8 protein-coding genes and 1 CRISPR repeat array are annotated in these 14,101 nt (G+C 41.3%); all 8 genes read left to right on the forward strand.

Features of this window, described 5'->3' with window-relative positions; translation table 11 throughout:
• Positions 1 to 258: 258 nt before the first annotated feature.
• Positions 259 to 3,489: a type II CRISPR RNA-guided endonuclease Cas9 gene (cas9, locus tag D4N35_RS16875; RefSeq protein ID WP_120075784.1), complete on the forward strand. Its 3,231-nt coding sequence runs from the start codon at positions 259 to 261 to the stop codon at positions 3,487 to 3,489.
• Positions 3,479 to 4,381: a type II CRISPR-associated endonuclease Cas1 gene (gene cas1 / locus D4N35_RS16880; protein WP_120075785.1), complete on the forward strand. Its 903-nt coding sequence runs from the start codon at positions 3,479 to 3,481 to the stop codon at positions 4,379 to 4,381. Before cas9 ends, cas1 begins: the two co-directional genes overlap by 11 nt.
• Positions 4,382 to 4,385: 4 nt before the next feature.
• Entirely contained in the window at positions 4,386 to 4,694 is a 309-nt protein-coding gene (gene cas2 / locus D4N35_RS16885; protein ID WP_120075787.1) for a CRISPR-associated endonuclease Cas2, read from the forward strand.
• A 153-nt stretch (positions 4,695 to 4,847) separates the two neighbouring features.
• Positions 4,848 to 6,267: direct repeats of the CRISPR family, unit length 36 nt; unit sequence ATCATATCACATCAAGATTTACAGGGGAATTATGGC.
• A 150-nt stretch (positions 6,268 to 6,417) separates the two neighbouring features.
• Positions 6,418 to 7,026 carry a DUF1819 family protein gene (locus D4N35_RS16890; RefSeq protein ID WP_120075789.1) on the forward strand — a complete coding sequence of 203 codons (609 nt, stop codon included), beginning with the start codon at positions 6,418 to 6,420 and terminating at the stop codon, positions 7,024 to 7,026.
• 1 nt (position 7,027) lies between these two features.
• Positions 7,028 to 7,603 (forward strand): DUF1788 domain-containing protein, encoded by a 576-nt coding sequence (locus tag D4N35_RS16895; protein ID WP_120075790.1) that lies wholly within the window; start codon positions 7,028 to 7,030, stop codon positions 7,601 to 7,603.
• A gap of 13 nt (positions 7,604 to 7,616) precedes the next feature.
• Positions 7,617 to 11,177, forward strand: coding sequence for a BREX system P-loop protein BrxC (gene brxC, locus D4N35_RS16900; RefSeq protein WP_120075792.1), 3,561 nt, complete (start codon positions 7,617 to 7,619; stop codon positions 11,175 to 11,177).
• A gap of 62 nt (positions 11,178 to 11,239) precedes the next feature.
• Positions 11,240 to 12,250 carry a hypothetical protein gene (locus D4N35_RS16905; RefSeq protein WP_120075794.1) on the forward strand — a complete coding sequence of 337 codons (1,011 nt, stop codon included), beginning with the start codon at positions 11,240 to 11,242 and terminating at the stop codon, positions 12,248 to 12,250.
• 29 nt (positions 12,251 to 12,279) lie between these two features.
• Positions 12,280 to 14,101 (forward strand): BREX-1 system adenine-specific DNA-methyltransferase PglX (pglX, locus tag D4N35_RS16910; protein ID WP_120075796.1); only part of this gene is annotated, 1,822 nt, incomplete at its 3' end.

Consider the following 14,101-nt stretch of genomic DNA (forward strand, 5'->3'; position numbering starts at 1 on the left):
AAATTTACTTTCGTAATTTGGGATTATAATTATGTTATTATAGTTACATCGACCTAGGGGAAGGTCGATGTAATCATATCACATCAAGGTTTACAGGTAAGTTATTATGGTAAGGCATTAAGCCGTGGCGTTGGGGATCGCCTAGCCCTGCAAATTTTGCAGGGTTCCCCACAACATCAATGACTAATGGGATTTAGTCATTTTTTTTATACCTAAAACAGGTACTTTGTACCAAATATACATAAATAAGGTGATTCTATGAGATATAGCATAGGGCTGGATATTGGGATATCTTCGGTAGGATGGGCTGTTATTAATTTGGATAAGAATCGGATCGAGGACCTTGGAACAAGAATGTTCGATGCTGCAGAAAATCCTAAAAACGGATCATCACTTGCAGCACCGCGGCGTGAGGCCAGGTCAATGAGAAGAAGGTTAAGGAGACGTCGCTACCGTGTCAGCCGTGTTCGTAAATTAATTATTCAATCGGGTCTGTTATCCGAAGTGGAAGCCGATCAGCTTTTTGACTGGCAAGATGGCGACTTGGACATTTGGCTAATAAGAGTAAATGCATTGGAAAGGAAGCTGACTGACCGGGAATTTGCCAGGGTTTTAATCCACTATGCAAAAAATAGGGGATTTAAGTCCAATCGTAAAAGCGAGACAAACGAAGGTGAAGGCGGGGCTTTATTAAAAGCTGTCAGAGCAAATGCTTTATTAATGGAAGGAAAAGGTTATCGTACTGTTGCTGAAATGCTTATTTTGGATGAAAAGTTCAATGGCCTGAAACGTAACAAAGGTGGAGAGTATTCCCACGTTTTGGCGAGGAGTGAAATTGAAAAAGAAATAAGAGAGGTATTCAAGCAGCAGCGCGCATTTGGACATAGCTTTGCAACAACGGAAAATGAAGAAGCATACATCAATATTTGGAGCTCACAAAGGCCTTTCTCTACACAAGACGATATCGCCAAGCGAATTGGAAATTGTACATTCGAAGAAAATGAAAAACGAGCTCCTAAGTTTTCCTATACTTTTGAGAAATTCCGGGCGTTGGATAAGATTAACCGCCTCAGGATTATTTCTGACAGAAATCCTCAGCGGGCACTCTCCGATGAGGAACGAAACAATGTTTTGGAAAGTATAATGAACAAAAAAGAAATGAAGTATAAGGATCTTCGAAAAATACTGCAATTAGAAGATAACGAGCGTTTCAATGAACTATTTTATGATCCGGGCGAGACGAACGAAAAGAACGAAAACAGGAAATTTATCTCACTTGACGGGTATTACGAAATAAAAAAGATTATTAAAGAAGTGGAAGGCAAGACGTTGGCAGAGTCATATCGGCCAATTGACTATGATACAATCGCCTATGCTGTCACGGTTTATAAAGATGATAACGATACTCGTGATTATCTGCTAAATGATTTAGTGACCAATGATGGGAAGCGAATTAGGAACATGGCAAATAGAACGTACAGTAATCCGCTTATTAATGAGCTATTAAATCTGTCATTTTCCAAATTCGGGCATCTATCATTGAAAGCGCTGAATAAAATCATTCCTTATTTGGAAGAAGGGCTTCTTTATCATGAAGCTTGTGAAAAGGCGGGTTATAACTTTAACCAGAAAGTAGGAAAAGAAAAACAGAAATTGCTGCCGGTCATTCCTGCAAATGATATTGCAAATCCGGTTGTCATCCGCTCACTATCCCAGACTCGGAAGGTATTGAATGCGATTATTAAACGATATGGTTCCCCATCGGCTATCTATATAGAGATGGCCAGGGAAATGGGAAGGCATTATAACGAAAGACGGGAAATTGAAAAGCAATACAATAAGAATCGAACAATTAATGAAAAGGCCAAAAGCCGCATTCAGGAGCTCCATCCGGAAATCAGTGATCCGAGAGGGCACGATATTTTAAAATATAAGCTCTGGGAAGAACAGGATGGCCGCTGTGCCTATTCGCTTTATCCCATTCCGATGGAGCATCTTTTTGATTATGGATTTGCAGAAGTCGATCACATTATCCCCTACAGCCGCAGCTTTGATGACAGCAATGCCAATAAAGTATTGGTTTTGACAAAAGAGAATCAAAACAAGCAAAACAGGACGCCATATGAATGGTTTGGAAGTGATGCAGTCAGATGGGATCAGTTCATCTCATACGTCAATTCATTAAAGGTCCGGAAAAAGAAAAAGGATTTGTTGTTAAAACAGAACTTTGACGACGAACAGGCAGAACAGTTCAAGACAAGGCATTTGAATGATACTCGATATATTACTAGATTCCTGAAAGGCTTTATCGAGGATAATTTGAAATTCCGGGAAGAAAAAGGAAGGAAACAATATGTTTTTACGGTTAATGGGGCATATACATCCTTAATGAGGAAAAGATGGGGATTCAACAAAAATCGTGAAGAAAATGATTTGCATCATGCATTGGATGCAGTACTGGTAGCAGTAAGTCTTCCTTTCAGGCATCGTGTGAGCAATTATTTTAAACATAGTGAATTGCATGCCTCGCAACTTCTCAAGCGCAAAGGAGAGCGTTTCCCGGAGCCTTGGGAAGGTTTTACAAAAGAAGTGGAAGCGAGAATGCTGCAAGACCCTGAAACTCTTAAGTTGGCATTGGAGAGCCTGTCCCTGGACAGCTATGACAACGATTTTATCAACAGAGTCAAACCCATCTTTGTCTCCAGAATGCCGAAGAGATCGGTCAAGGGACAAATTCATGAGGAATCTATCAGGAGACATCGGGGCTATACGGAAAAAGGGTTAAACCTTTTGGTGAAAAAATATCCGTTGCAAGACATTAAATTTGATAAAAATGGAGACTTTCCAATGTATGGAAAAGGGTCTGATCCTAAAACATATCAGGCAATTAAAGAAAGGTTTTTGGAATACGGGGATGCTGCCAAAGCATTCAGCACACCTTTATATAAGCCATCGAAGAATCCGGAGAAAGCACCGATTATCCGGAGTGTTAAATTAGAAACCACAGCTAACCAGGTGTTCCATTTGGATGATAAAACAGTTGCAGACCACGCAAGCATTGCACGGACTGAAGTTTTCAGGCATAAGGAGAACGGCAAATATTATTTGGCTCCTGTGTATGTAAGTGATGTGATGGCAAAGAGAGTGCCTGAGAGGTTTATTACTGCCAACAAGCCATATAATGAATGGACAGTGGTAAATGATGAGTATGAATTTTTGTTTAATCTATTTCCAAATGATGTTATTAGAGTAGTAATGCCAAGGGAAAAAGAATCTAGGACATGGAATAAAACAAACATTAGATGGACTGAAGGTTTATTCTATTATAAGGGAGTAGACTCACGTACTGCTGCAATATCATTGATTGATCATATGAACAGCTTCCTCGATAGGATCGGTTCTAAAAATTTATTATTGATTGAGAAATACCAGACTGATCCTCTAGGTAATTTGACAAAAGTACAAAAGGAAAAGCGTTATGGCGTATAGGCATATTGTAATCAGGAATCCGGCAAAGATCTCAACATCCCATGAACAATTAGTAATTAAACAGGAAGAATCTATCAAAATCCCTTTGGAGGATATTGTGACCATAACGCTTGAAGATCCTGCTATCACGATTACGAATGGGTTATTAAGCAAATGTACGGAATATCATGTCGAACTCATTGTCTGTGACGGAAAACGGATGCCGAGTGGAATAGTTCAACCGTTTCATCGGCATTCTAGGCAGAAGCAAGCATTGGATATGCAACTATTTTTAGGGAAGCCTTTTAAAAAGCGGATATGGCAAAAAATTGTTATCAGAAAGCTTGAAAATCAGGCACGTTGCCTTGAATTGGTTCATAAAGGTGAAGAGTCTCAAAAATTATATTCTATCAGCCGGAGTGTTGAATCCGGCGACCGAACAAATAGAGAAGCGTATGGCGCAAAACTTTATTTTGAAACGCTTTTTGGTGCAGGTTTTCAACGAAGAGAGAACAATGTGTATAACATCTCTTTGAATTACGGTTATAGTATTATTCGTTCACTGGTTGCCAGAGCGCTTGTAAGGTACGGATTTACCCCTAGCATAGGGATTTTTCACGACAGCCAGACGAATGCCTTCAATTTGGCTGATGATTTCATGGAAGTGTTGCGCCCATTTGTTGATGTGATCATAGTTAATAATGTGAAGGAAGAATCAGAATGGTCTTCAGAGATAAGAAAGAAATTATTTGAAGTGTTGGAAATTGAAGCGACATGGAAAAACGAAAGGCTAAATGTAACCCATGGAGTGGACAATATGATCAAAAGTTTTGTATCTGCATGCCGGCAGCAGGATGCAAATCTATTAGTACTTCCAGAATTAACCAATTTAAACGTACATACATATGAGTAGATACATGAGGATTATCGTTTTCTTTGATTTGCCGGTAGTACTTCCGAAGGAAAGAAAAGCCTACTCTCGTTTCCGTAAGTTTTTATTGAATGACGGATATACAATGCTTCAATATTCAGTATACACAAGAATTTGCAATGGGGAGGATGCGGTCCGTAAACATATGAAGAGATTGCAGGAGAATCTCCCCCCTGTTAATGGGGCCATCCGAGCAATGAAAATAACGGAGAAACAATTTGCCAATATGGAGATTTTATTGGGTACAACGACAGCAGAAGAAGAACTCGGTGTTAAAAAAGTAGATTTCTTTTAAAGAGTACTTGCAATTTATTTTGCAGGTATTTTTTTTACAGTTATTTCTATAAAAAATAAAACAAAGCGGATAAATCCCAGGGATAAATCCTTCTTTTTTGGAAATACAAAACCCCTGAAACGGGGAGGAATCAAGGGTTTTGCGGCCATGTATATCATATCACATCAAGATTTACAGGGGAATTATGGCAGCGCGTGAGAGAGGATGCAAACGCTTGTCATCATATCACATCAAGATTTACAGGGGAATTATGGCGCTCATTCCGCAGTAAAAAAGGGCAGGCGAATCATATCACATCAAGATTTACAGGGGAATTATGGCTATTCAATGTACTCATACGTCTTTGGGTGTATCATATCACATCAAGATTTACAGGGGAATTATGGCGGATATAGCGACGTGCGCGCCGGCGTCGTCAGCATATCACATCAAGATTTACAGGGGAATTATGGCGGATATAGCGACGTGCGCGCCGGCGTCGTCAGCATATCACATCAAGATTTACAGGGGAATTATGGCGCTCATTCCGCAGTAAAAAGGGCAGGCGAATCATATCACATCAAGATTTACAGGGGAATTATGGCGAATATAGCGACGTGCGCGCCGGCGTCGTCATCATATCACATCAAGATTTACAGGGGAATTATGGCTGCAATGCACCAATTACATATTCCGGTTTTATCATATCACATCAAGATTTACAGGGGAATTATGGCATAAACTAAAGCCTTCTCTGTCATGTCCAAATCATATCACATCAAGATTTACAGGGGAATTATGGCCGGTGTATTGGCCTACATTACCGACCATTAATCATATCACATCAAGATTTACAGGGGAATTATGGCCCTTTTATCTCCTCCTTTCGACTTTATCTAATCATATCACATCAAGATTTACAGGGGAATTATGGCGCGGGAAAGATATTGAGCATCTTGCCCGCTATCATATCACATCAAGATTTACAGGGGAATTATGGCCGTCATCCAATAAATCTTTAATAGTTGTCAATCATATCACATCAAGATTTACAGGGGAATTATGGCTTTTGGGAACGTGGTATCTCATAGCCTGTCATCATATCACATCAAGATTTACAGGGGAATTATGGCTGTGGCCATGTTACCCTTCACCTCCTTTAAATCATATCACATCAAGATTTACAGGGGAATTATGGCGTAGATCAAGCAGCCGCCATAACTCGGATGATCATATCACATCAAGATTTACAGGGGAATTATGGCGCGATCGGATGGCTTGTATCTCGGTCCCTTATCATATCACATCAAGATTTACAGGGGAATTATGGCGTTGCTGGAGCAGGCTTATGAAAGGTATGAATCATATCACATCAAGATTTACAGGGGAATTATGGCAAAAGGCATTTGGTTTTGAGCTGTCGCCTATCATATCACATCAAGATTTACAGGGGAATTATGGCCTTTCCCCGTCCATGTTTTCTTCGGTTTTCATCATATCACATCAAGATTTACAGGGGAATTATGGCGACTGAATCACATCCCCCAGAGGCATTCCAATTATATCACATCCAGGTTTACAAGGGAATAATGGCGATAACTGTCAATTGGAGTTTCATCTCTTTTTTCTTGGAGGTAAGCTTGCCCCTTCAGTAACCTGCTAAAACTGTCAAAAAAACCGTTCCGCCAGCGCACATTTTAATGATAAAATGGAACTAAATACTGGACCACGAGAAAGGGATAATATGGAAAAAAGATTAAAGTACAGCTCTACCATCAAGTCACGACCCTTCTTATACAAGGAGACCAAAATGCTGGCAGAACTGCATTTGAAGGGGTTGAATGAACTCGAATTGAAAGAGAAAGTTATCAGCCAAAATATCTTTCAAGTCAAAACTGAAACCCGCAAAAGAGAAATTGCTTCAGCCATAAAGGCACGTTTAAAAGTGCTGGATGATTACCTCATTAGGAAGCTTTTAACTACTGACATACATACAAGTAAATTGATCGTACTGTACGCTATCCTTAAAACGGACAGGCTGTTTTATGAATTTATGCATGAGGTTTTCAGTGAGAAAATTTCCGGGCGCGATTTGCTGCTGAAAGACCGCGATTTTCATCATTTTTTTGAAGCGAAGCGCCAGCAGAGCGAAACGGTTGCCGAATGGAAGGAGTATACCTTTTATAAGTTAAAGCAGGTTTATATACGGATTTTATACGAAGCGGGACTGTTAAAAAATCAGAAGGGGGACCGGGAAGTTAGCATACCCATGATGAATCCTGAGGTATTTGATTACATAAAAGATTCCGATGGTAACGGGTTCATCAAGGTTCTCACAGGAGGAAGAGGGTAGCATGAAGACGATAAGAGAACGGTTGGATGAAATTCTGCCGAAAATAACAAATCCTTCTTTCCGGGAAAATAAGGGATTGGGCAATGAGATCGGCTACCATATTTTTGATTATGAACCCGAATATGAAATGCTTGTAAGGGAGCATGTCGATTTTTTGAAGGAACAGGCAAATAACTTAAGCCAGCGTATTATTGAGTTCGACCTGTACGAAGTCATTCTCGATATATTGGACAGCAAAGGCTATCTGGAGAAAAACTTTCAAATGGAACAGAAGAAAGGAAGCCAATTTGTCCTGAACGCGACGAGGAAATCTCTTAGGCTTACTTTAAATAATGATTTGGTGATCCAATACATTGCTGACCGTGTAGAGGAAAATGCCATCATATTTATAACAGGAATTGGCAAGGCTTTTCCGATTATCCGCTCCCATGTCATTTTGAACAATTTGTATAAAGCGGTCGGCCAAAATCCGGTTGTACTGTTTTTCCCTGGCCGCTACAATGGTCAGGACCTTCAATTATTCGGCGAGATAAAGGATGACAACTATTATCGCGCATTCCAGCTAGTAGATTATTAGGGGGGAGAAATCCATGCAGATTAAAAAGATGTTTGAACGTCAAATTGACCGGGACATAAAAGGGGTCGTCAAAGTTGGACAGGACGACGAGGCGAATATTCATCAGGAACTGGAAGAATATGTCGTTACAGATGAATTGCAAAAACATATCGGCCATTTTTTTACAGCCTACAAGAAAAGCATTACGGAGCCGACTGATAAAATTGGCGTTTGGATTTCCGGTTTTTTTGGATCGGGGAAATCCCATTTTCTAAAAATACTATCCTATTTAATAGAAAACAAGAACATTGCCGGAAAAACTGCCATTGACTATTTTGAAAACAAAATCGACGATCCGCAAATTTTTGCCGATATGAAAAAAGCAGGCGACATTACGACAGATGTTGTCTTATTTGACATTGACGCGAAAAGTGAATCAGATTCCATGGCAGACAAGGATTCGATCGTCAAAGTGCTGAATAAGGTTTTTAATGAAATGCAGGGTTTCTGCGGTGCAATTCCTTGGATTGCCGAAATCGAACGGAAAATGCACTATGACGGTACATATGAAAATTTTAAAGCAGTCTTCAAGGAAATTTCCGGAAATGAATGGGTGGAGTCACGGGAAGATTTCTATTATGAGGAAGACGCCATTATTGAGGCGCTTACCAAGACGACGCAAATGAGCGAGGAAGCGGCTCGGAACTGGTTTGAACGCGCAGAGCGGGAATACACGATCAGCATCGACCGCTTTGCCGGGCGGGTGAAAGAATATATTGATTCAAAAGGGAAGAATCACCATGTGGCCTTTCTGATTGATGAAGTAGGCCAATATATCGGCGACAACTCAAAAGCCATGTTGAATCTGCAGACAATCGTTCATGAATTTGGCCGTCAATGCAAAGGAAAAGCGTGGATTGCCGTTACAAGCCAAGAAGACATTGATTCGGTGCTTTCAGTAAAAGGAAACGACTTTTCAAAAATCCAGGGGCGCTTTGATACAAAGTTGAGCCTGTCCAGTGCTTTTGTTGATGAAGTGATTAAAAAACGGATTCTGACAAAAAATGAACCCGGAAAACAGACGCTGGAAGAAGTATATCGAAAAAACAGCTCTATTTTACATAACCTATTAACGTTTGCCGATAACAGCGCAGAGATGAAAAAATATGCGGATGAACAGGATTTCATTGATGTGTATCCATTCGTGCCGTATCAGTTCAATTTGCTGCAAAAAGTTTTTACGGGCATTCGGATCCATGGAGCATCAGGGAAGCATTTGGCGGAAGGGGAACGTTCACTTTTAAGTGCATTTCAGGAGTCGGCCATCCGCTTTGCCGATCAGGAAGAAGGAGTGCTTGTCCCTTTTTCGGCATTTTATGAAACAATCGAAGCATTCCTCGATTCCAGCATTCGGACCGTCATCATTCAGGCCGGGAAAAATGAGAAGCTGGAAAACTTCGATATTGAAATCCTGAAGCTTTTGTTCCTTATAAAATATGTAAAAGAACTGCCTGCAAACCTGGAAAATATCGCCACTCTGATGGTCGATCACATTGAAGCAGACAAATTGGATTTAAAGAAAAAGATTGAGAAATCATTGACACGGTTGATTGGACAGACGCTCATCCAAAAAAACGGCGACGACTATATTTTTCTCACAAACGATGAGCAGGATGTAAATCGCGAAATTAAAAACATGCATGTAGAAATGTCAGAAGTCATTCAAATGATCGGGGAAGAAATCTTTGAGGGCATCTATCGGGATAAAAAGTTCCGTTATTCCCCCAAGCATCACTTTGCGTTCAATGCCTTCATTGATGACCGGCCGATAGGCACACAGGCACATGATATCGGTATCCGTATATTGACGCCTTACGCTGATGCGGCGATGGAGTATAGTGCATCCGAATTGAAAATGATGTCCATAAGGGAAAACAATGTCATTTTCAAGTTGCCCCAAGATGCATCGTATTTGGAGGAAATGGAAGAAATTTTAAAGATACAGGCTTATTTACGAATCAAGAGCGGAACATCGGTCTCGCAGGCAATAGAGGATATTAAGAGCCGAAAAACACGGGAGGTCACTGAGCGAAGCGAACGGATTACGGCGCTGCTGACAGAGGCTTTAAGTTCAGCTGAAGTGTTTGTCAGTTCCCAGCAGTTGGAGATTAATAGGAAAAACCCGACGGACCGGATCAATGAAGCGTTTCGGACGCTGATCAAGTCACTTTATAACAAGCTCGATTATGTCACAGAATTTGTTGGCTCGCCGAAAGAGCTCCAGGATCTGGCCGTTTCATCAACGCAATTGTCCATGGATCATAATGGTGGGCCGAATCACCGTGCTATAAGAGAAGTCGACAACTATGTGGACCGTCTGACAACCCGCAATCAGCCCATGACCGTCAAGAGCATCACCACGTACTTTGCAAAACAGCCTTATGGATGGCTTGAACTTGATACGACTGCGATTCTGCTGGAACTTTTTAAAGCCCAAGAAGTGAAATTTTTACTAAACAGTTCTGAGCTTCAATTAACAGATCCCCAATTGATCCATTACTTGACAAAGCGGGATTATGTAGATCGGGTCATTGTGAAAAAGCGGGAACGGATACCGCAGCTGCTGATTAAAAATGTCAGGGATGTATGCAAGGAAATGTTCGGAATTTCCGCACTGCCGACTGATGAGGATGGCTTGAAAGACCGCTTTAATGAGCTGTTGTCGCAAGAAAAAGAGAAGTTGGTAGATTTATTGGCGAACTACCGCAATAATCAATACTACCCTGGGGAATCGGTTCTTCTGGATGGGAAGAAATTAATTGAATCTGTCCTCAATATCAATGATACTGCTACTTATTATAAAACGATCCGGGAATTGCGCCATGAGTTGAAAGAGTACGCTTATGATGTGAAAGAGGTAAAAAGTTTCTTTGAAAATCAGCGTGATAAATTCGACGAAGCGAAAAAGAGGCTGACGATTTTTGAGAATAATAGAACGTATGTGACAGACAAGGGCATCCAGGAAATTGTGGAAAAGATGGGCAGGATTGTCCGCAATGCCGAGCCGTATGACATGATCCAGGAATTGCCCGGCCTCTATCAGGTGTTTGATGAAGAGTTTGTTGAGCTTCTTGAGGAAGAGTGCAAGCCGGTGAAGGTGGCGATCCAAAGCGACTTGAAGGCTGTGATGGATGAACTCGCGGATGATGAAAAACTGAAGCAGAAATTTTTAGTAACATTCCGGGCGCGGTTTCAAAGATTGGAAGAGCGGCTTTCCACCACGAATAATCTATATGAGGCAGTTGCCATGCAGGTGGAAAGCGACAGGCTGAAAGTGCGCTGCCTTGATGAACTGGAACAGGCAAGGGAAAAAGAGGCGGCCGATGTGTCGGCAAGGGGCCCGAAAGGCGGACAGGGGGAGACTACGGCAACAACGCCTGTACGTCCAAGAAAAACAAAGACCTTAAGCAAAAATATGGTCATCAAGGGAACGAAAACGCTCAAATCAGCGGACGATGTCGATCAGTTTGTGGAAGAGTTAAGATCCAAGCTCCTGCAGGAACTGGATGAGGATACGACGATTCATTTGGTGTGAGCGGGTATGATTAATAAATTGATACATGATTAATTACAGGTATGTTTTTGGGGGGGATAAAGTTGAAAGTAAGCGAACTGCGGGAAAAGATAAGAAGTTCAACGAAAGACGAGCTTCAGCAAATCATTGTGGAGATGTATAAGCAGATTCCGAAGAAAATGCGGGAAGAAAAAGAGATAGACAGGTTGATTGAAAATCCGGATGCCTTTAAGAAGCGGAAAAATACGCAGCGGCCGATGGAGAATCTGGATTTTCACAGTATTGAAAAGGAAACGAGATGGTTTATTCAAAACGCTTATGAACAAAATTATGTTGCGCCTAACCGTCTGATACCAAAGAAGGATCGTGCCAATTGGCGGTTTACTGCTAAAAGGCTGGTTGAGCAGGTATCAAGCTTTGCCAATCATCCGGAACATGGAAAAACATGTGCCGCTCTGTTGGAAGAATTGTATCGTCTGTTCGTCTATGCATCAGGACATTACGTGTTTGCCAGTGAAGAACCATTTGATACGTTGAGAATCCCGCAGGTAGACTTCCTGAATCGAGTAGTTTTATTGAAGAAAGAAATAGAGGATCCAGATAAATGGATATCTGAGTCATTAAATCTTGTTCTCGAAACCGGTGTAGATTATCAAACATTGACTAGCTCTTTGTTAGAAGTAATACTAAGTACTTTAAATAATGCACCGCTTAAAGAAAGAATGATAGAGATAGCTGAGAAGCTTCTTCTGGAAAAGCATAGAACGGCGAAACGCTCTAAAGGCAGATATAGTGATTGGAAAGATGAGGAGTATATAAATAACTTGGTAGAAATGATCTTTATTACTCAGAGTGCTTTGGGTGAATATCAGCCTGCTGTGGATATTTTTCAGAAATATCATTTTGAATCCAGAGATGAAGTGAAGTTGTTTATTTTGCTTCGTTTAATCATGGAACATCAGAGTGTAGAGATATGGAAGCAAGAATATGAACGTGCTGTTAAACTTGGTGTCAATCCAAGGGAAGGCTTGAAGGAGACATATGATTATATCAAACGGGAGAATGAATTTCCGGAATATATTTTTTCCTATTGATGGGAATGTGACAAAGAGGAGAATAATGGATGGACAAGGGTGCAATCAAGAGGTTCGCAGTCTCTGCAAGGAATAAGCTGATGGAGGCGGTGAATCAAAAGGCGTTTGAACTGGGAGTCACAAAAGATGCGGTAAAAGAGGCGGAAGTATATCAGGACGGATTTCTGATCAATCAAAAGTTTTATAAAAAGTATGAAATCAGACAAAGGGAAAGGTTGATCCGTGAGATTGAGCAAAAGGGCTACGATCAGGTGATAGAGGAAGTTGCCTATACATGGTTCAACCGCTTTATCGCTTTACGGTTCATGGAAGTGAATGATTATTTGCCGACGGGTGTCAGGGTGTTTTCGTCGATTGAGCCGGGGAAAACGGAGCCTGATGCATTAACCGAAGTCTCGATGCTGGTGGATGAGTTGGGGCTTGATGAGCTGAAGGTCTATGAGCTGCAGGATGCCAATGATGATGAGGATTTGTTCAAATACATATTGATTAAGCAATGCAACAAATTGGGCGAAATCATGCCGATGATGTTTGAGGAGATTGAGGATTACACGGAGCTTCTCCTCCCGAACCAGCTTCTGGCGGAAACATCTGTCATCCATGACATGGTGACGATGATTGATGAGGAGAACTGGACAAAAGAAGTGGAAATCATCGGCTGGCTGTATCAATATTATATTTCCGAGAAGAAGGACGAGGTATTCGCATCGCTGAAGAAAAATCAGAAGATCTCGAAGGAAAATATACCGGCGGCAACGGAGCTGTTTACGCCAAGGTGGATTGTGCAGTATATGGTGGACAATTCTTTGGGACGGCTGTGGCTGGAATCGCATCCTGATGATGCGTTGCAGGAAAAACTTCCGTATTATTTGGAGGCAGCGGAGCAGCCGGAAAACGTCATTCGGCAATTGGAAAAACTAAAGGACCCCAACCTGAAACCGGAGTCTATCAAGTTTTTAGATCCATGCATGGGATCCGGCCATATCCTTGTCTATGCTTTTGAAGTTTTCTACCAATTGTATAAATCTCAAGGGTATAGGGAGCAGGATATCCCTAAACTGATCATAGAGAACAATCTCTACGGACTGGACATCGACCCGCGTGCGGCGCAGCTGGCCTATTTTTCGGTCATGATGAAAGCAAGAAGCTACAACCACCGTATATTCAATTCCGCGATAAGCCCGAACCTGCACTGGATTGAAGAGAGCAACCGGCTGACAGATGAGGATATTGATAACTTTGCAGAAAACAGCGATATACGGGGCGACGTAAAGACACTGATAGAAACATTCAAAGATGGAAAACTGCTCGGCTCCATCATCGAAGTCCCAGACATCAACCTAAAGGTATTAAAAGACCAAGCCCAGTCAATAAAAGAAAAAGAAACAGACGACATGTTCGTCGTAGACTTCAAAATCAACACCCTGCCAACTATCGAGAGACTGATCGACCAGGCCATCATACTGGCACAAAAATACGACGTAGTCGTAACCAACCCGCCATACATGGGACGAAAGGGCATGAACGCGGAACTTGGAAACTATGTGAAGAAACACTACAAAAATTCGAGCGTAGACCTCTATGCCGTATTCATGGAGGTGGCAAGCCACTTAGTAAAGGAAAATGGTTTTATTGGAATGGTAAACCAGCATTCCTGGATGTTCCTCTCCTCCTACGAAAATTTAAGAAAAACTATGCTGCAGAATCATCAGATTTACTCAATGGCCCATCTGGGAACAAGGGCATTCCCCGAAATTGGTGGAGAAGTAGTACAAACTACATCGTTTGTATTAAGGAAAAATACAAACTTAAATTATATTTCTACATTTATCCTGAATTACGAAAGTAAAA

The organism is Siminovitchia fortis (assembly GCF_003605365.2).
Lineage (GTDB): Bacteria > Bacillota > Bacilli > Bacillales > Bacillaceae_C > Siminovitchia > Siminovitchia fortis.